This is a genomic window from Actinomadura sp. NPDC048021, from assembly GCF_040653135.1.
In the GTDB taxonomy this organism is placed as follows: Bacteria; Actinomycetota; Actinomycetes; order Streptosporangiales; family Streptosporangiaceae; genus Spirillospora; species Spirillospora verrucosospora.
Map to the genome: position 1 here is coordinate 131,751 of NZ_JBEZJQ010000005.1, position 18,984 is coordinate 150,734.

14 protein-coding genes and 1 other RNA gene are annotated in these 18,984 nt (G+C 71.0%); 10 read left to right on the forward strand and 5 right to left on the reverse strand.

What is annotated here, in order from left to right; translation table 11 throughout:
* The first annotated feature begins 42 nt into the window (after positions 1-42).
* Positions 43-4,875 carry an NAD-glutamate dehydrogenase gene (locus tag AB0C87_RS10590; protein WP_360577194.1) on the forward strand — a complete coding sequence of 1,611 codons (4,833 nt, stop codon included), beginning with the start codon at positions 43-45 and terminating at the stop codon, positions 4,873-4,875.
* A gap of 113 nt (positions 4,876-4,988) precedes the next feature.
* Here the strand turns inward: AB0C87_RS10590 and AB0C87_RS10595 are convergent, their stop codons facing one another.
* Both AB0C87_RS10595 and prfB read right to left on the reverse strand, forming a co-directional pair.
* Entirely contained in the window at positions 4,989-5,972 is a 984-nt protein-coding gene (locus AB0C87_RS10595) for a hypothetical protein (RefSeq protein WP_360577195.1), read from the reverse strand.
* Positions 5,973-6,098: 126 nt separating this feature from the next.
* Positions 6,099-7,208, reverse strand: coding sequence for a peptide chain release factor 2 (gene prfB / locus AB0C87_RS10600; RefSeq protein WP_345177829.1), 1,110 nt, complete (start codon positions 7,206-7,208; stop codon positions 6,099-6,101).
* Between the two features lie 150 nt (positions 7,209-7,358).
* Here prfB and AB0C87_RS10605 point away from each other — a divergent pair, with 150 nt between their 5' ends.
* Entirely contained in the window at positions 7,359-8,414 is a 1,056-nt protein-coding gene (locus AB0C87_RS10605; RefSeq protein WP_360577196.1) for a hypothetical protein, read from the forward strand.
* A 23-nt stretch (positions 8,415-8,437) separates the two neighbouring features.
* Here the strand turns inward: AB0C87_RS10605 and AB0C87_RS10610 are convergent, their stop codons facing one another.
* Entirely contained in the window at positions 8,438-8,623 is a 186-nt protein-coding gene (locus AB0C87_RS10610; protein ID WP_345177834.1) for a hypothetical protein, read from the reverse strand.
* 409 nt (positions 8,624-9,032) lie between these two features.
* On the opposite strand from AB0C87_RS10610, the gene ftsE reads away from it, so the two are divergent.
* The 8 genes from ftsE (at position 9,033) to AB0C87_RS10650 (ending at position 17,202) form a co-directional block, all read left to right on the forward strand.
* Positions 9,033-9,722, forward strand: a complete 690-nt coding sequence (gene ftsE / locus AB0C87_RS10615; RefSeq protein ID WP_067453578.1) for a cell division ATP-binding protein FtsE — start codon at positions 9,033-9,035, stop codon at positions 9,720-9,722.
* A 182-nt stretch (positions 9,723-9,904) separates the two neighbouring features.
* Entirely contained in the window at positions 9,905-10,810 is a 906-nt protein-coding gene (gene ftsX / locus AB0C87_RS10620) for a permease-like cell division protein FtsX (protein ID WP_345177836.1), read from the forward strand.
* A 125-nt stretch (positions 10,811-10,935) separates the two neighbouring features.
* Entirely contained in the window at positions 10,936-12,072 is a 1,137-nt protein-coding gene (locus AB0C87_RS10625; RefSeq protein WP_360577197.1) for a S41 family peptidase, read from the forward strand.
* A 31-nt stretch (positions 12,073-12,103) separates the two neighbouring features.
* Positions 12,104-12,595 (forward strand): SsrA-binding protein SmpB, encoded by a 492-nt coding sequence (gene smpB, locus AB0C87_RS10630; protein ID WP_345177839.1) that lies wholly within the window; start codon positions 12,104-12,106, stop codon positions 12,593-12,595.
* Between the two features lie 9 nt (positions 12,596-12,604).
* A complete protein-coding gene (locus AB0C87_RS10635; protein ID WP_345177842.1) occupies positions 12,605-14,542 on the forward strand; it encodes a penicillin-binding transpeptidase domain-containing protein in 1,938 nt (645 codons plus the stop codon).
* Between the two features lie 307 nt (positions 14,543-14,849).
* Positions 14,850-15,222: a transfer-messenger RNA gene (ssrA, locus tag AB0C87_RS10640) on the forward strand.
* A gap of 109 nt (positions 15,223-15,331) precedes the next feature.
* The gene (locus AB0C87_RS10645; protein ID WP_345177843.1) at positions 15,332-15,766 is read left to right on the forward strand and encodes an NUDIX domain-containing protein; all 435 of its coding nucleotides are present in this window, start codon (positions 15,332-15,334) and stop codon (positions 15,764-15,766) included.
* 101 nt (positions 15,767-15,867) lie between these two features.
* The gene (locus tag AB0C87_RS10650; RefSeq protein ID WP_360577198.1) at positions 15,868-17,202 is read left to right on the forward strand and encodes a serine/threonine-protein kinase; all 1,335 of its coding nucleotides are present in this window, start codon (positions 15,868-15,870) and stop codon (positions 17,200-17,202) included.
* A gap of 79 nt (positions 17,203-17,281) precedes the next feature.
* Here AB0C87_RS10650 and AB0C87_RS10655 read toward each other — a convergent pair whose 3' ends face one another.
* Positions 17,282-17,893, reverse strand: a complete 612-nt coding sequence (locus AB0C87_RS10655; protein ID WP_345177846.1) for a dihydrofolate reductase family protein — start codon at positions 17,891-17,893, stop codon at positions 17,282-17,284.
* A gap of 74 nt (positions 17,894-17,967) precedes the next feature.
* The gene (locus AB0C87_RS10660) at positions 17,968-18,810 is read right to left on the reverse strand and encodes a helix-turn-helix domain-containing protein (RefSeq protein WP_360577199.1); all 843 of its coding nucleotides are present in this window, start codon (positions 18,808-18,810) and stop codon (positions 17,968-17,970) included.
* Positions 18,811-18,984 lie beyond the last annotated feature (174 nt).

The following is an 18,984-nucleotide window of genomic DNA, read 5'->3' on the forward strand; positions in this document are numbered from 1 at the left end:
CGCCACAACGAGGTGGCGATGGGTCTCAAGGGGAGATTGTCGATGAGCGGCATGCTCGATCAAGCGAAGGACGACCTGCTCCGGCGGGCCGCCGAGGCGTGCGCGCGGCGTCCGGACGCGCGCGGGGACGTGGAGGAGGTCCTCGCCTACCTCCGCCTCTACTACCGGCAGGTCGCGCGCGAGGACCTGGTGGAGCGCGACCCGGCCGCCGTCTGCGGGGCCGCGATGGCGCACCGCGCGCTCGGCGAGGAGCGGCCGCAGGGACGCGCGAAGGTGCGCGTCTTCACGCCGACGCTGGAGGAGGACGGCTGGAACCCCGGCCGCACCGTCGTCCAGGTCGTCACGGACGACATGCCGTTCCTGGTCGACTCGGTGACGATGGAGCTCAGCCGGCACCAGTTCGCCACCCAGATGATCGTCCACCCGCTGCTGGGCGTCGACCGGGACGTCGCGGGCCACCTGCGGGCGTTCCGCGGCAAGCACGACAGCGACACCGACGTCGACGAGTCGTGGATGCACTTCGAGGTCGACCGCACCACCGACCAGGCCGTCCTGGACGTGCTGGAGAAGGACCTGATCCGCGTCCTGCAGGACGTGCGCGTCGCCGTCGAGGACGAGCCCAAGATGCGCGCCCGCGCCCACGAGATCGCGACCGCGGTCCAGGAGGTCCCGCCGCCGCTGTCCGACAAGGAGATCGGCGAGGGCGTCGAGCTGCTCGACTGGCTGGCCGACGGGCACTTCACGTTCCTCGGCTACCGCGACTACACGCTCACCGAGGACGGCACGGCGCTGCGCCCCGAGCCCGGCTCGGGCCTCGGCGTGCTGCGCATGGACAAGCGCGAGTCCGCCGGCTTTGCCGCGCTGCCGCCGGAGGTCCGCGAGAAGGCGAAGGAGAAGCGCCTGCTCGTCCTCACCAAGGCGAACTCGCGCTCCACCGTCCACCGCCCCCTGTACCTGGACTACATCGGGGTGAAGAAGTTCGACGCGGGCGGCGAGGTGATCGGGGAGCGCCGGTTCCTCGGCCTGTTCACGCACGTCGCCTACAGCGAGTCGATCGCGCACGTGCCCGTCCTGCGGCCCAAGCTCGACGAGGTGCTGGAGCGGGCCGGGTTCACCCCCGACAGCTACGACGGCCAGGACCTCATCGAGATCCTGGAGAGCTACCCGCGCGACGAGCTGTTCCAGATCTCGGTGGACGACCTGCTGAAGATCTCCCTCGGCGTCCTGCGGCTGCGCGAGCGCCGCCAGCTCAAGCTGTTCCTGCGCAAGGACCTGTACGGACGCTTCATGTCCTGCATGGTCTACCTGCCGCGCGACCGATACACCACCAAGGTCCGGCTGCGCATCCAGGACCTCCTCAAGGACGCGTTCGAGGGCGTCAGCGTCGACTACAGCGCGAACGTGACCGAGTCGAACCTGGCCCGGCTGCACGTCGTGGTCCGCGGCGAGCGCGGCCGCCCGCTGCCGGACGTCGACGTCGCGGAGCTGGAGGAGCGGCTCGCCGACGCGACCCGCTCCTGGGAGGACGACCTCGCCGACGCGATCGTCGACCAGTGCGGGGAGGAACGTTCCGGAACGCTCGGCCGCTCGTTCGGCGAGGCGTTCCCCGAGGGCTACAAGGCCGACTTCCCGGCCCGCACCGCCGTCGCCGACCTGCGCCGCCTCGACGCGCTCGACGAGGCCACTGACACCTCGATCGACCTGTACGAGCCCGCCGGCGCCGGGCCCGGCGAGCGGCGGCTGAAGATCTACCGGATGGGCGAGCCGATCTCGCTGTCGCGGGTGCTGCCGCTGCTGCAGAACATGGGCGTCGAGGTCATCGACGAGCGGCCGTACGAGATCAACCCCTCCGACGGCCGCCGGTTCTGGATCTACGACCTCGGGCTGCGGTACTCGCCGCCCGCCGACGTCCCGGAAGAGGCCGTCAAGGACCTGTTCCAGGACGCGTTCATGGTCCTGTGGCGCGGCGACATCGAGAACGACGGCTTCAACGCGCTCGTCCTGCACGTCGGCCTGACCTGGTGGCAGGCGATGGTCCTGCGGGCCTACGCCCTGTACCTGCGGCAGGCGGGCGCGGCGTTCTCCAAGCGCTACTTCGAGGAGGTGCTGCTGCGCAACGCCTCCATCACCCGGCTGATCATCCGGCTGTGGGAGAGCAGGCTCGACCCGACCCTGCAGGGCGGCGAGGAGGAGCGCAGCGACGGCATCACCGAGGAGATCCGCGGCAAGCTGGACGACGTCGCGAGCCTCGACGAGGACCGCATCCTGCGCTCCTACCTGGCGCTCGTCCAGGCGACCCTGCGCACGAACCACTACCAGAACAAGCCGTACCTGGCGATGAAGTTCGACCCCGCGGGCATCCCGGACCTGCCGCTGCCCCGCCCCACCTACGAGATCTTCGTGTACTCGCCGAAGGTCGAGGGCGTGCACCTGCGGTTCGGGTCGGTCGCGCGCGGCGGGCTGCGCTGGTCGGACCGGCGCGAGGACTTCCGCACCGAGATCCTCGGCCTGGCCAAGGCGCAGGCGGTGAAGAACACCGTCATCGTCCCGGCGGGCGCCAAGGGCGGCTTCGTCGGCAAGCAGCTGCCCGACCCGTCCGTGGATCGGGAGGCGTGGCAGAAGGCCGGCATCGACTGCTACAAGGACTTCATCTCCGGCCTGCTCGACCTCACCGACAACCTCGTGGACGGCAAGGTCGTCCCGCCGCCGAACGTCGTCCGCCACGACGGCGACGACACCTACATGGTCGTCGCCGCCGACAAGGGCACCGCGACGTTCTCCGACATCGCCAACGGCGTCGCCGCCGAGTACGGGTTCTGGCTGGGCGACGCGTTCGCCTCGGGCGGCTCGGTCGGCTACGACCACAAGGGGATGGGCATCACCGCCCGCGGCGCCTGGGAGTCGGTGAAGTACCACTTCCGGGCCCTCGGCAAGGACATCCAGAACGAGGACTTCACCGTCGTCGGCATCGGCGACATGTCCGGGGACGTGTTCGGCAACGGGATGCTGCTGTCGGAGCACATCCGGCTGGTCGCCGCGTTCGACCACCGGCACATCTTCCTCGACCCCGACCCGGACGCCGCCGCCTCCTTCGCCGAGCGCCGGCGGCTGTTCGAGCTGCCGCGCAGCAGCTGGGCCGACTACGACACCTCGCTGCTCTCCAAGGGCGGCGGCGTGTTCTCCCGCTCCGTCAAGTCGATCCAGATCACCCCGCAGGTCCGGGCGGCGCTCGGGCTCGGCGACGGCGTGAAGTCCCTTCCGCCCTTCGAGCTGATCCGGGCCATCCTGCGGGCGCCGGTCGACCTGCTGTGGAACGGCGGCATCGGCACCTACGTCAAGGCGTCCACCGAGAACAACGCCGACGTCGGCGACAAGGCCAACGACCCCGTCCGCGTGGACGGCGCCGAGCTGCACTGCAAGGTCGTCGGCGAGGGCGGCAACCTCGGCGTGACCCAGCTCGGCCGCATCGAGTTCGCGCGCGGCGGCGGCCTGATCAACACCGACTTCATCGACAACTCCGCGGGCGTCGACACCTCCGACCACGAGGTCAACATCAAGATCCTGCTCGACCAGGCGGTGCGGGACGGCGAACTGGCCGGCAAGCAGCGCGACGGGCTGCTCTACGAGATGACCGACGAGGTGGGGCGGCTCGTCCTTCGCGACAACTACGCGCAGAACGTGGTCCTCGCCGCGTCCCGCGCGCAGGCGCCCGCGATGCTGCACGTCCACGCCCGGTACATGCGCAAGCTGGAGCGCGACGGCCGCCTGAAACGGCGCCTGGAGGCCCTGCCGGACGACAAGGCCCTCGCCGAGCGCCGCCAGTCCGGCCACGGGCTGACCAGCCCCGAGTTCTCGGTGCTGCTCGCCTACGCCAAGCTCGCGCTGGACGCCGACCTCGTCGCCTCCGACCTCGCCGACGACCCCTACCTGGAGTCGTGGCTGGTCGACTACTTCCCGACGCCCCTGCGCGAGCGGTTCCGGCCCTACATGGACCGGCACCCGCTCCGCCGCGAGATCATCACGACCGCCGTGGTGAACGACGTGGTCAACGCGAGCGGCTCCACGTTCGTGTTCCGGATGAACGAGGAGACGGGCGCCTCCTCGTCCGACATCGCCCGCGCCTACCTCGTCGCCCGCGACGTCTTCCAGATGCCGCGGTTCTGGCGGTCGGTGGAGAACCTGTCGCACCAGGTGGAGGAGTCGACGCAGGTCGCCATGCTGCTGGAGGCCCGCAAGCTCACCGAGCGCGGCGCCCGCTGGCTGCTGCACAACCGGCGCCCCCCGTTCGACATCCAGGAGACGATCGACTTCTTCTGCGGCGGCGCGGCCACCCTGAGCGCGCACCTGTCGAAGCTGCTCGTCGGGCTGGACCTCGCGGCCTTCGAGCAGCGCCGCGACGGCTTCGCCGAGCTGGGCGTCCCGGACGAGTTGGCCGAGCAGTGCGCCACGTTCGTCCCCGCCTACTCCACCTTCGACGTGGTCGGCATCGCGCACGACACGGGACGTCCGGTGGAGGAGGTCGCCGAGATCTACTTCGACCTGGCGGACCGGCTCCAGCTGTCCCGTCTGCGCGAACGCATCATCGCGCTCCCGCGCGACGACAAGTGGCGCTCGATGGCCCGCTCCGCCCTCCGCGACGACCTGTACGCCGCGCACTCCGCCCTCACCCGCGACGTCCTCGTCACCAGCGGCCCGGTCGGCAACCCCGAGGAGCGAATGATCCACTGGGCGGACAAGAACAAGCCCGCCGTCCAGCGAGCCCAGCAGACGCTGAGCGAGATCTGGGAGAGCGACAGCTTCGACCTGGCAACGCTCTCGGTCGCCCTGGGCGCCATCCGCACCCTCGTCACCTCCAGCTCCCTGCCTGCTGAATAGTTCTTTCTCCTCCTTCGGGCCGCCAGGCCCGAAGGAGGAGAAAGAGCCATCGGGCGCCGGCCGGGTCCGCCGCAGCGGTCAGGAGGGGCGGGCCGGCCGGCGCCCGACGGGGTTCAGGAGCCCTGGGCGGTGACGGCCTTGCGGTACATGCCGCTGACGGTGGCGCGCCCCTTGGGCGGGATGGTGGCGAGGTACTGCACGAGGACGGTGGTGTCCAGGCGCGTCCGGGCCGTGGTGGACGGGGCGAGCCCGACGAGGTCGCCGCTCACGGCGAGCCTGCCCCGCTGGGCCGCCGAGTACGCCTCGTTCTGTTTGAGGACGTACCAGACGACGGCGCCGCGGTCCTTGGTGCGCAGCCCGTAGACCTTGTACTCGGCGGGGGAGAAGCGGGACGAGAGCGTGACGCCGCGCCCGGCGAGGGTCTTCTCGCCCGCCTTGAGCGCCTTGTAGGTCTCGCTGGTCTTCGCCCCGTCGGCCAGGACGGACGCCCCGGAGGCGCGGGGGCCGTCGGTGAGCAGCGCCGCGTGGGCCTTGGGGAGCTTCGCGGGGGCGACCGCGAGGTCTCCGGCGTCGGGGGCGACCGGGGTGGCGTACCCCTGCGGGTCGAGCGCGACGCGGCCGAGGGCGAGCTCGGACGGGTACGGGTCGGCGGCCAGCAGCCACGGCGCGTTCTGCCCGGCCCGGGTGAACAGCAGCGCGTGCCGCAGGGCCTGCTTGCCCCTGCCGCTGACGGTGTCGGCGGCGAACCAGTGCGGGTAGCCGGTGAGCCGCGGGATGTAGAAGGTCGTGTGGGTGAAGGCCACCCTGGGCGGACGCTGCCGGACGGCGCGGCGGAGCTTGAGCGCGGCGACGTCCATGGTGAGCTGCGGGTCGGTCTCGACCGTGCGCAGCGTCTTACCGCTGAATCTGAGCCCCGCCTGGTTCATCCCCGTGGCGAAGGACGCGAGCACCTGCTGCGCCTCCTCCTTGGTGAGGGCGGGCGCCCCCTGCGGCTTCCCCGGAGCCGCGGAGGAGGTGTTGCCGCCGGAGCAGCCGGTGCTCACGGCGGCGGCCAGCAGGCCGGGTAGGAGTATCGGAACGAGAGTGCGTGCTGCCATGAGGCCCCCCGAATGGCGACGTTGGTCCGGACCATCCGGCATCCTCGCAGAGTGATCATGTGATCACTCTGCGAACACGAAAGTCGGCGCGAAAAGGTGGGGGACCGCTCAGGGGACGATCTCGGGTCAGGCGCTCTCCTGCTGGCGCAGCCAGCGGATCTCGGCCTCGATGAACTCGTCGATGTCGCCGTCCAGGACCGCGGAGGTGTTGCCGACCTCGACGCCGGTGCGCAGATCCTTGACGATCTTGAAGGGGTGCAGCACGTAGTTGCGGATCTGCGTGCCCCAGCTCGTGGTGCCCTCGCCGCGAAGCGCGGAGAGCTCCTCCGCCTCCTCCTTGCGCTTGCGCTCCAGCAGCTTGGCCTGCAGCACGTTCATGGCCGTGGCCTTGTTCTGGAGCTGGCTGCGCTCGTTCTGGCAGGACACGACGATGCCGCTCGGGATGTGGGTGATCCGCACGGCGGAGTCGGTCGTGTTGACGCCCTGGCCGCCCGGCCCCGACGACCGGTACACGTCGATCCGCAGTTCGCTCTCGTCGATCTCGACGTGGTCGCTCTGCTCGACCACCGGCACGACGTCCAGGCCCGCGAACGACGTCTGCCGCCGGCCCTGGTTGTCGAACGGGGAGATCCGGATGAGCCGGTGGGTGCCGTGCTCGCCGCGCAGCGTCCCGTAGGCGTAGGGGGCCTTCACGGCGAACGTGGTCGACTTGATGCCGGCCTCTTCGGCGTAGGAGGTGTCGTAGACCTCCGTGGGGTAGCCGTGCCGCTCGGCCCAGCGCAGGTACATCCGCTGGAGCTGCTGGGCCCAGTCGGCCGCGTCGACCCCGCCGGCCTGCGCGTTGATGGTGACCAGCGCCTCGCGGGCGTCGTAGTCGCCCGACATGAGGGTGCGCACCTCGAGCTGCTGGACGGCCTTGTGCAGCGCGGCCAGCTCCTCGTCGGCCTCGGTGCGGGTGTCGGCGTCGTCCATCTCGCGGGCCATCTCGTACAGCGTGGCGGCGTCCTCCAGCCGCTGCCGCAGGCCCTCGACCCGGTTCAGCTCGCTCTCCAGGTACGACAGGCGGCGCGTCACGGCCTGCGCGCGCTCCTGGTCGCTCCACAGGTCGGGGTCGGCCGACTGCTCGCGCAGTTCGGCGATGTCGCGGCGCATGGTGTCGAGGTCCAGCACCTGCTCGATGCTGGACAGGGTCGAGGCGAGCTCCTTGAGCTGTTCTTCGGGTTCGATGCCTGCCACGGTCCGAGCCTATCGCCGTCCCGGCACTGCTTATCGCCTCGCGGCGGGCGGGCGGAGGTCCGGCCAATATCATGCGGGTGGCAGAATCACGGGCCGAGGAGGTCGGCCGAGGGCGGCCGGCCCTGAAATCTCGCTCCGGGGGACGGGTCTTTGCACAGCTTCCTGCGGGTGGTCGCGGCCGGGGCGCTGCTCACCCTGCTCACCGCCGCGGGCTGCGCCGAGGGCAGGACGGAGGCGCGGCCGACCGTCACCATGCCCGAGACGTCTCCGCCCGCGCCGGTGGCGCTCACCCCCCAGGTCGCCGACCGGGCGTTCCGCTCCTACGTGACCGACGAGGACGTGGCCAGGGCCGCCGGCGACGAACGCCTCGCGCTGACGTGGACGTCCGACGGCCAGTCGCAGTTGACCGCGGCGGAGTTCCGCAAGGCCGCCTACGACGGCGACCCGGTTCGGCGCTTCGTCTACGGCGCCCCCAAGCTCTACGTCCCGAAGCTGAGGGACGCCGCCTACCCGCAGTGGTTCGTGGTGTCGGTCGACCGTTCGATCGTGGACCAGCCCAAGAGCAGGCGCAGGGCGCTGATGGGCTTCATCCTGCGCGGGCCGTCCGACCACTGGAAGCTCACGGTCGCGACCCTCCTGCAGGAGAAGGCGAAGGAGCCGAAGGTCGCGGTCGACGCCGCCGGGTACGCGACGGCCATGAGCGCGGAGGACGCGACCGTGCTGATCCGTCCCCGCGACGTCGGCGGGATCCAGGCGACGATCGCCGCCGAGGGGCCGCGCAGCGTCGCCGCGAAGGTGATGCGGTCGAACCCCGTCACCACCGGCTTCTACCAGGACGCCAAGCGCGCGAGGAAGAAGGCCAGGAAGAAGGACATCACCTACACCGCCGTCTACACCGCGACGCCGTTCCCCTACTTCGGGCTGCGGACCGAGCACGGCGGCGGGCTGGTGATCTACTCGCTGTTCCGCAACACCTCGCTGATCGCCAAGGATCCCGGAACGCCGAAGCCGGAGATCCCGCAGGAGGCCGAGCACCTGCTCGACGGGACCGTCGAGGGCAACGAGGTCGACACCACGGCCACGCTGCACTTCGCCGCGTTCGACCCGCCGAAGGCCCGGAAGGGCGCCGCGCAGCCGAAGGCGCACATGGTCGCCGACGACGGCGCCGTGACCAAGGCGGGCACGCCGCCGATCAAGAAGCCGTGACGCGTCGGGGGCGTCGGCCCCGGTCAGCCGTAGACGCGCTGGAGGACGAGCGCCGCGAACAGGAGCGCGACGAGGATCGCCAGGACGACGGCGGGCGGCACGGACGGGCCGTGGTCGTGCAGCTCCGAGCGGGCCTCCCGGCAGGTGGGGCAGCGTCCCTCCACCACCGGGTGCGAGCACCGGGCGCAGATGAGATGTTCGCAGCTCATGTCGTGGGCCCCAATCTCCGACAACGGCACGCGGTCCGTGCGGGAAGCGTCGGCCTGTGTGGTCGTTCGTCCACCTATTAGGTATCTTTCGCCATCATCCAGCGTAGCCGGACTGTATGGTCGTTCCGGCAAGTCCGGGGGCTAGACGGTATAAAACGGCCGGACGTCGGGAGACGGTTCACATGGCACTGATCGGACGTCACGAACTGATCGGACGCGGTGCCGGCCCCGGGCGCCCGTACCACTGCGAGTGGGACGAGGTGGTCGCCTCTCCCCTCTACACTGCTCGAAGGCTCCGCGTCCCACCTGGCCGTGAAGCCGGGCGGCGCAGGCAAGGGGTCACGGAGGCTTCCGTGGCCGCGGGCCGGCCCGCTCCCCAACCCCTACAGCGAACCGCCGTGATGCAGCCGTGATCCATTTCGACAACGTCACCAAGGTCTACCCGAGCCAGAACCGACCCGCCCTGCAGCATGTGAACGTCGCCATCGAGAAGGGCGAGTTCCTGTTCCTGGTGGGCCCGTCCGGCTCCGGTAAGTCGACCTTCCTGCGCCTCGTCCTGAAGGAGGAGCGTCCTTCCCAGGGTCACGTGCACGTGGCGGGCAAGGACCTGAGCAGGCTGAGCAACTGGAAGGTGCCGCACCTGCGCCGCAGGATCGGCTGCGTCTTCCAGGACTTCCGCCTCCTGCCCAACAAGAACGTCTTCGAGAACGTCGCGTTCGCCCTCGAGGTGATCGGCAAGCCGCGGCGCTTCATCGGCAAGGTCGTTCCCGAGGTCATCGACCTGGTCGGCCTGGAGGGCAAGGCCCACCGGATGCCGGACGAGCTGTCCGGCGGCGAGCAGCAGCGCGTCGCCATCGCGCGGGCCTTCGTCAACCGCCCGATGATCCTGCTCGCCGACGAGCCGACGGGGAACATCGACCCCGCGACCTCGATCGGCATCATGAAGGTGCTGGACCGCATCAACCGGACCGGCACGACCGTCGTGATGGCCACCCACGACGCCGCCATCGTCGACGCCTTCCGCAAGCGCGTCGTCGAGCTGGAGGACGGCCGCGTCGTCCGCGACCAGTCGCGCGGCGTGTACGGCCAGGCGTACTGACACGGGGCGCGCTGGCACAGGCGTACCGACACAGGCGTGCCGACACGGGCGCACTGACATCTGAACCATCGATTCCCGCCGGGTCGTAGGAAACCCCGAGGGGTGCCCGAAAGGAAGCCGCCCGCCGCGTCCCGCGGCGCCCCGGCTCCCGGCCCAGCAACGGCGATCAAGGACAGCGAGGCATGCGCGTACAGTTCGTTCTCCAGGAGATCTGGATCGGTCTCCGCAGGAACATGACGATGACGATCTCCCTCGTCATCACCGTCGCCATCGCCATGGCGCTCTTCGGCACCGGGCTGCTCCTGCGGCAGCAGGTCTCCGCGTCCAAGAGCTACTGGTACGACAAGATCGAGGTCTCGATCTTCCTGTGCGCGAAGACGAGCTCCAACCCCGTCTGCCAGAAGCAGGACGTCACCGAGCAGCAGCGGGAGACGCTCAAGGCGCAGCTGCAGAAGATGCCGCAGGTCTCGGATGTCCAGTACGAGAACAAGCAGCAGGCCTACGCCCGCTTCAAGGACCGCTTCGCCGGCTCGCCCGGGTTCGTGGAGAGCACCCGCGAGGGCGACATCCCCGACTCGTTCCGGGTCAAGCTGAAGAACCCGGAGGAGTACAAGGCGGTCGCGCAGGCGATGCTCAACCAGCCCGGCGTCGACTCGGTCATCAACGAGCAGGAGATCCTGAAGCGGTTCTTCCGGATCCTGAACGGACTGCAGGTCGCCGCGCTGACGATCGCCTTGATCCAGGTGATCGCCGCGGTGATGCTGGTCGGCAACACCGTCCGGCTGTCGGCGTTCAACCGGCGCCGGGAGACCGGGATCATGCGGTTGGTCGGGGCGTCCAACACCTATATCCAGCTGCCGTTCATCCTGGAGGGCGCGATCGCCGGGCTGATCGGCGGCCTGTTCGCGTCGGTGCTGCTGATCTTCAGTAAGAAACTCCTGGTCGACCGGTTGGCGGGGGACGTCCAGCTCGTCAGCCAACTCGGCTGGAGCGTGGTGATCCTCGTCATCATCGTGTCGATCTGCTTCGGCGTCCTGCTGTGCGCCGTCTCCTCGTTCCTGACCCTGCGCAGATACCTGCGAATCTGACGCCTCCGCCGGATCCGGCCCAACCGCCGGATCCGGGCCGTGGCGCCGCCCTACACTTGCCGCATGGTCGTCCCCTCCGCGCCCCCGTCGCGTCCGTGTCCCCGCTGAGCAGGAGACGGGGCGGCGTGCTGCGCGGCGCGGCCATCGCGACGGCGATCGTCTGCGCCTACGGCGCGGGGGTCGTGAGCGGCTCGGGCTCCGATCGGCACGCGGCCGTCGCCGGGGGCGGCTCCGTCCTCGACGAGGCCGCCGTGAAGATCGGCGGACGGGCCGCGCGGCCCGTCGACCGCGGCGCCCTCGACCGCGCCGCCATCGAGGGCATGCTGCGCGGGCTCGGCGACCGGTGGGCGCACTACTACTCCGCCCGCGAGTACGACGACGTCGAGGGCCGCCTCACCGGCCGCTACAGCGGCGTCGGCCTGTGGCTCGGCCGCGAGGACGGCGACTCCCGCGTGCTGGTGGCGAGCGTCCAGCCCGGCACCCCCGCCGCCCGCGCCGGCGTCCAGGCCGGCGACGTCGTCGCCCGCGTCGGCGACGCCTCCGTGACCGGCTGGGACATCTCCCGCGTCGCCGAGGCGCTGCGCGGGCGTCTGGACGAGACGGTCGAACTCACCGTGGAGCGCGAGCGTCGAACCAGGAGGTTCCACCTCGTCCGCACGAAGGTCTCTGGAGGGGACGTCACCGTGACCGAGCTTCCCGAGCGCGCGCGGATGATCCGGGTCGGCGCCTTCACCCGCGGGACGGGCCGGCAGGTCCGCGCGGCCGTGACCGGGCGCTCGCCCGCGGGCGGCGTCCTGCTCGACCTGCGCGGCAATCCCGGCGGGCTGGTGGACGAGGCGGTCGAGACGGCGTCGGTGTTCCTGGCGGACGGCCCGGTCGTGACCTACGAGCCGCGCGGCAGGCCCGCCGAGCGGCGCGCCGTCACCGCTCCCGGCGACGCCCGCACCCCGCTCGTCGTGCTCGTCGACGCGGGCACCGCGAGCGCCGCGGAGATCGTCGCGGGCTCCCTGCGCGACCGCGACCGCGCGGTGATCGTAGGATCGCGTACGTACGGGAAGGGCTCGGTGCAGGAACCCCTCCGGCTCGCCGACGGGTCGGTCATCGAGCTGACCGTCGGTCGCTACCGCACCCCGAGCGGCCGTAACCTCGACGGGGTCGGCATCGAACCCGACGTGGAGGTCTCCGCCGACCGCCCCGCGAAGGCGGCCGAGCGACGCGCCCGGACGGTGCTGCACGGCCTCGACGCGGCGATGCCGGGCTGAAGACGACGACGCGGGACTGAGGACTGAGGACGTGGCACGGGACACCGGGCGGAAGAACGACACCGGGCGCAAGCTCATCGCCCAGAACAAGCGGGCCCGGTACGACTACCACATCGACGACACGTGGGAAGCGGGCATGGTGCTGATGGGCACCGAGGTGAAGGCCCTGCGCGCCGGCCGGGCGTCCCTGGCCGACGGCTTCGCGCACGTGCGCGACGGCGAGGTGTGGCTGGAGAACGTCCACATCCCCGAGTACACGCAGGGCACCTGGACCAACCACGCCCCCCGCAGGCGCCGCAAGCTGCTGCTGCACCGCCGCGAGATCCAGAAGATCATCGCGAAGTCGGAGGAGCCGGGCTGGACGCTGATCCCGCTCTCCCTGTACTTCAAGGACGGGAAGGCCAAGGTCGAGATCGGCCTGGCCCGTGGTAAGAAGACCTACGACAAGCGCCAGGCCATCGCCAAGCGGGAAGCCCAGCGGGAGATGCAGAAGGCTGCGGCGGCCCGGTTCAGGAGACGGTGAAGGGTGTCGATGACGAACCGAGGCCGGAGGCGGGCCCGTGCCGGGGCCCGGACGCCGCTGCTTTCGCCCGCGCGCCGCCGGGCGGTCGCTCTGGCGGCCTGCGGCGCGCTGGTCGGGACGATGACGACCGGGTGCTGGGCCGAGCCGTCGGCGATGCCCGCCGTCCGCGACTTCCTCATCGCCTGGCAGGTCGGCAACTACGAGGCCGCGGCCGGGCGGACCGTCGGCGCCGACCGCCGGCAGGTCGAGGACGCGCTCGGCCGCGTCCGGCAGCAGCTCGACGCGGCGTCCCTGCGGCTGTCGCTCGGCACCGAGGTCGAGGGCTCCGGCGTCGACCAGATCGTCAAGAAGGGCGACGAGGCCGACGCCCGCTTCACCGTGAAGATCGACCTGGGTGAGAACGGGCAGCCGTGGGAGTACCCCGGCCTGATGCACCTGCGCCGCGTCGGCGGCAAGTGGAAGGTCGTCTGGGACCCGTCCATCATCAACACCAAGCTGAAGCCGGGGCAGCGCCTCGCCGTGGTGACGCAGGTGCCGAAGCGCTCCCCGATCACCGACACGCAGGGCCGCTCCGCGCTGCGCGAGATCGGCGCCTACCAGGTCGGGGTGTTCCCCGGGCAGCTCGCCGACCCGCAGAAGACCATCGACCTGCTCGCGAAGCAGACCAAGATCGACGGCGGCCGGCGGCTGGACTCCGAGCGCCTCCTCGGCCGCGTCCGGTCGGCCCCGCCGCAGACGTACCTGCCGCTGCTGACCCTTCAGGTCCCCGCGCACAACGCGCTGATCCAGCGGCTCACCCACATCCCGGGGCTGCAGTTCCAGGGCGTCCGCGCGCCGATCGCGCCCGCGTACGCCCCCGAGCTGATCGGCAACCTCGGCCCCGCCACCGCCGACCGGCTCCAGCAGGTCGGCGCCCCCTACCAGCCGGGCGACACGATCGGCGTCAGCGGCATCCAGCTGCTCCAGCAGCGCCGTCTCGCCGGGACGCCCACGGTCAGCGTCGTCGCGCAGGACGAGACCGGCAAGAGCACAGAGCAGCTGCGCTCCTGGCCCGGCCAGGAGCCGCAGCAGGTCCAGACGACCCTCGACCCCGTCTACCAGCACCACGCCGACGACGCCCTGGCCGCCCTGCAGTTCCCGGCGTCCATGGTCGCCGTGCGGCCGAGCACCGGCGAGGTGCTCGCCGTGGCCAACCACGGCACGGGCGGCCAGAACCTCGCCTTCGAGGGCCACTACCCGCCCGGCCTGACGTTCGGGATCGTGTCCGCGCTGGCGCTGTTCTCCCAGGCCGGCATGAAGCAGTCCACCGAGACCACCTGCCCCGGCACCGTCACCGTCGGCGGCAAGACGTTCACCAACAAGGCCCGCCCCGACAGCAGCTTCGCCAACCACTTCGCCGCGTCCTGCAAGACGACCCTCGCGCAGCTCAGCGGCAAGGTCGACGCCCAGACCCTCCTCCGCGAGGCGGCGCAGCTCGGAATCGGCAAGAACTGGGGCCTCGGCGTCCCCGCCTTCACCGGCTCCGTCCCGGCGCCCGCGAACGACGGCGACAAGGCCGCGGCCATGGTCGGCGAAGGCGCCGTCCAGGTCAGCCCGCTGGCGATGGCCATGGTGGCCGCCGCCGCCTACAGCGGCACCTGGCGGCCGCCCTACGTCCTCAAGGATCCGTCCACGACGGCCCAGGCGCCGCAGGCCCAGAGCCCGCCGTCGGAGTCCATCTCGAACCTCAAGAGGGTCCTGAGCCGCACCGCGTCCCGAGGCAACGCCCGCGGCGCCCGCGTGTCCGGCGACGTCGTCGGCGTCGCCGCCCTCACCACCTACAACGAGGGCGGCCGTCCCAAGACCGTCTCCTGGTTCGTCGGGTCCAGCGGCGACCGCGCCTTCGCCATCGCCGTCGAGGGCGTCGTCAACACCCCGGCCCTGGCGGCGAAGTTCCTCGGCGGTTAGGCCCTTTGTCAGCTCTTTACGGCCGGGACGCAACCAACCCGCCCCCCGCGTGCGTCTTTACGGGTGACTGAGCCACCGCTTGGGGGGTTGCGGACTCAGTCGCCGTGATGAGACCAGAGCCTCGTCTCGGGGGAGGCTCTGCCGTCCGGGCCGGCCCGACCCTGCCGGTCGACCCCGGTGGACGCGACATCGTTCGCGTCCACCGGGGTTCACGTGTGTCCGGGGGAATCACGTTGCCCTCGCACGCGTTATCCTTGTAGCGTCATCGTGCGGACGTCCTCGGACGGACGCTTTGACAATTGAACATGGGGGTGACCGGCTTCGACTTCGGTCGTTCGAGCCAGGGGAAGCGGGTCGAGGGTTGCTGTCGTGACCTCGTAAATCCTGTGACAGCAAACCAATAACTGCCAACAAGAAGCAGTCCGAGTTCGCCCTCGCCGCCTGAGCGAGGAGCGAACTCTGTCAGCCCGGGCGCGTCTCCGTCCCGGGGTCTGGCATCGCTAGGAGACTCCACCTTCCGGTCCGGTCGCGGGCCCGGTAGGGACATCTAACAGCGACTGAGTCCGTCGGCGACACGCCTGCGTGAGCGCCGGGACTGAGAAAACGCTAAGCAGGCTGCACCCGGAGAAGCCCTGGCCCATCACCGAAGGACGCGGGTTCGATTCCCGCCACCTCCACGGCAAGAGAAGCCGCTGATCAGACACGTTCTGGTCGGCGGCTTCTTGCATGAACGAGCAGACGCCCCTCGCTCCAGGTGTGGAGGGAGGGGCCATCGGGGAGCTTGCCGGCGTGGACGTACGGGTTACCGGGGTCGTCATCGAGGACGGCCGGATTCTGCTGCTGGACCAGGACACCGACACCGGGCGGTCGTGGTCGTTGCCGGGCGGCAAGGTGGAGGAGGGCGAGCCGCTGGCCGATGCGCTGGTCAGGGAGATGCGGGAGGAAACCGGCGTCGACGTCGAGGTCGGTCGGCTGCTGTACGTCTGCGATCACATTCGCGGTGGCGCGCACGTCCTGCACATCACCTTCGAGGCGCGCCGCGTGGGCGGCGCGGCCGGGGTCGTGGCCGGGACGGCCGACTCCCGGCCGATCCGCGGAGTCGAGTTCGTGGGGCTCTCCGACCTGGTGGGGCTCGGTTTCGGCGAGCGGTTCGCCGCCCTCGCGGGGGCCGGTTTCCCCGGAGCCGGCTCCTACATGGGCGCCAAGAGCAACATCGGCCTCTGACCCCGGCGAGCACGAGAGCCGCCGGGATCCCCGGTGGAAGCCTCGTCGCGACAAAAGAACATCCTTGTACGAGTGTTGAGGGCGTCGGTAGGTTCGCCGGTGTGACACGTGCACCGGAGACGGCCCCCGGACGGCTGGTCGGCGGGCGGTACCGGCTGGTCGAGACGCTGGGGCGCGGCGGGTTCGGCCTCGTCTGGAGGGCGCGGGACACCGTCCTCGGGCTCGACGTGGCGGTCAAGGAGATGCGGCCGCCCGCCGCCGAGCTGACCGAAAGGGTCGCGCGCGCCACCCGCGAGGCGCGCAACGCCGCGCGGCTGCGCGAGCACCCGAACATCGTCAGCGTGCACGACGTCGTCGTCGAGGACGGCCTTCCCTGGATCGTCATGCAGCTCGTCGACGGGCACTCGCTGCACGACCGGATCGCGCGGTCCGGCCCCCTGCCCGCCGCCGGGGCCGCACGCGTCGCCGCCGGCCTGCTGGACGCGCTGGAGACGGCGCACGCCGCCGGAATCGTCCATCGGGACGTGAAGCCGGCGAACGTGCTGCTCACCCCCGGCGGGGACGCCGTCCTCACCGACTTCGGCATCGCCGTCCATCACGCCGACACCACGCTCACCGCGACCGGCGCGTTCATCGGGTCCCTGGAGTACATGGCCCCGGAGCGCATCGACGGGAACGACGATCCCGCCTCCGACCTGTTCTCCCTCGGCGCGACGCTCTACCACGCCGTGGAAGGCGTCTCCCCGTTCCGCCGCGACACCACCTCCGCCACGCTGAAGGCCGTCATCAACGACCCTCCGGCGCCGCCGGGGCGCGCCGGGGGGCTCACCGGGCTCATCACCCGCCTCCTGGCCAAGGAGCCGGGCGAGCGTCCGACGATCTCCGAGGCGCGCGTTCTGCTCGCCCGGGCGGCCGGACCGGAAGGCCCGGGCCTCCGGGACCCGGGCCAGGCCGAGTGTGCGACGGTCACCGAGGTCCGCCGGCCGCCCGCCGAAACGAACGACGGCCGCACACGGGTCGGTGACGGGGCATCGTGGTGGAGCCGGGCTTCGACCGTCCGCCAGACGGCCGTGGCGGTCGCGGTGGTCGCGGGCCTGCTCGGGCTGGCCATGCTCGTCGGCCGCCAGGTCTACGGGCGGCCGGCCGCCGGCGCCACGATCGGTGACTGCGTGTACCTCTCCGGCGACTCCGACTTCGGGTTCGGCACGAAGGAGGGGGACTGGTACCAGACGCCGTGCGGCCTGCGGTTGGCCAAGGGCACGGCCTACAAGGTCGTCGGCCAGACGGCCGACGACCCCGACGACCCCGATCGGGAGGATGCCACCCACGGCTGCAAGTACTACTCGGGCTGGAACAGCAGCGCGATGGTCAAGACGTTTCTCGGCGTGGACCCGCGGGGTCTGGCCAAGAACCTGTGCCTCGCGCCGGTCGACTGACCTGCCCGCACGCCCCGTTCCCGCGCGTGACGGGGGGGCGCCGAAGCGGTGTCCCGGCTTGGTGTCCAGCCGTGCGGGCCTAGCGACGCACCTTGTACCTCAGGTGCAGCACCCGCTCGCCCTGGATGACCACGTGCGGGTCCTCCAGCAGGTACTGACGGTCGACGGCGCCGAAGAAGCGCTTGCCCGTCCCGAACACGACCGGCACCACGTCCATCGCCACCTCGTCCACGAGACCGGCCGCGAGGATCTGCCCGCCCACGTCGCCGGCGTTCACGGCGACGGCCCGCTCCCCGGCGAGTTCCTGGGCCTTCTCGATCGCGGCCGTCACGTCGCCGGCGAAGTGGTACGACGCCTCCGGGTGCCAGCCCTCGGGCTTGGGCCGGTGGGACACCACGACCACGTGGTCGCCCGTGGGCGGCCGTCCCTCCCAGCCGTTCACCAGGTCGAACAGGGTGCGGCCCATCACGATCACGCCGATCGACGCCCACGTCGCCCCGACGTACTCCGCCGACGACTTCGAGACCCTGACGCCGCCTCCGGTGCCGGAGTGGTCGTACTCCCCGGCGCCGCCTCCGCCGATCGGGACGTCCCCGTCGAAGTACCAGTCGTGGAGCGTTCCGACCTGGTCCTTGTCGTCGGCGATGAAGCCGTCGACCGACATGACGCTGTGCATGATCACTGTTCCCACGGGTCCCCCTCGGGTCTCGTCGCCTGCTCGCCTCCGATCCTGTCGTCTCCGGGAGCGGCCGCGCTTGTAAGAAATCAATCGGCGGGCATCGGGCCGCTGTCGGGCGGGAAACCCGCCTCGGCGGGGAACCGGCGCCGCAGGGCCAGGTACTCCGCCGGGGTGTGGCCGGTGAAGTCCTTGAACTCCCTGCTGAAGTGGGCCCGGTCGAAGTAGCCCGCCGCGTGGGCGAGGTCCGACCAGTCGACCGGGCGCAGGGCGTCCACGGACAGGATCAGCCGCGCGAAGCGGTAGATCCGCGCCACCCGTTTCGGGGTGACGCCGACGTGGGACTTGAACTGCACGGCCAGGTGGTTGCCGCTCACCCCGGCGGCCTCGGCCAGCGCCCCGACCGGGACCGCGCCGTGGGACGTCTCCAGGCGTCCGCCGGTGTGCTGGACCAGCCCGAGTCCGCGCGGGGCCGCCTCGGCGAGCCGCGACCGCAGCTCCTCCTCCACCACCCGCAGCGCCTCGTCGGCCGACGCGCTTTCGCTGGCCCGGTCGCGGATCCGGTTCACGGACCGCTGCCAGACGGCGTCGGCGGGCACCCAGCGGTCGCGCAGCTCGGCCGCCGGCACGTCGACGAACGGCGACAGCCCCCACGGCTTGAAGTGCACCCCGACCAGCCGCACGCGCGCCGGGTACTCGATGAGGAAACGCCGGGTCCATACGCCCATGAACCATCCGCCGGCGAACACGGCCGGGGGCACCGAAGGGTCGGAGTCCCGCAGGCGGGCGGGTTCGCCCAGGTTGATGAACAGGTGCGCGGACGGCATCGGCGGCACGTTCATCCGGCGGTGGCGCGGCACCCCGGACAGGCAGTAGATGTCGTCGATGAACCGGTCGAGCGGCGCTGCGGGCACCCGGCCGACATATCTCATCGAAACAGTGTGGCCGACCGGGGCGATGGTCTCCATGCGCGGGGCCGTGGAGACAGCGTCTTACGGTCCGTTTCGCTATGGCTTCCTCCCGTATCGGCAATCGTGACCAAGCGGTTGCTCAGAGTAAGTTCCTCATGGTGTCGCATCGGGTTCCGTCCGCGATGCGGGGGCCGG

Excerpts from the sequence above, each read along its gene's own strand:
- AB0C87_RS10635 (WP_345177842.1), top strand. The coding sequence starts at position 12,605 with ATGACGAACCGAGGCCGGAGGCGGGCCCGTGCCGGGGCCCGGACGCCG.
- ftsX (WP_345177836.1), top strand. The coding sequence starts at position 9,905 with ATGCGCGTACAGTTCGTTCTCCAGGAGATCTGGATCGGTCTCCGCAGG.
- AB0C87_RS10610 (WP_345177834.1), bottom strand. The coding sequence starts at position 8,623 with ATGAGCTGCGAACATCTCATCTGCGCCCGGTGCTCGCACCCGGTGGTG.
- AB0C87_RS10590 (WP_360577194.1), top strand. The coding sequence starts at position 43 with ATGAGCGGCATGCTCGATCAAGCGAAGGACGACCTGCTCCGGCGGGCC.
- AB0C87_RS10595 (WP_360577195.1), bottom strand. The coding sequence starts at position 5,972 with ATGGCAGCACGCACTCTCGTTCCGATACTCCTACCCGGCCTGCTGGCC.
- AB0C87_RS10660 (WP_360577199.1), bottom strand. The coding sequence starts at position 18,810 with ATGAGATATGTCGGCCGGGTGCCCGCAGCGCCGCTCGACCGGTTCATC.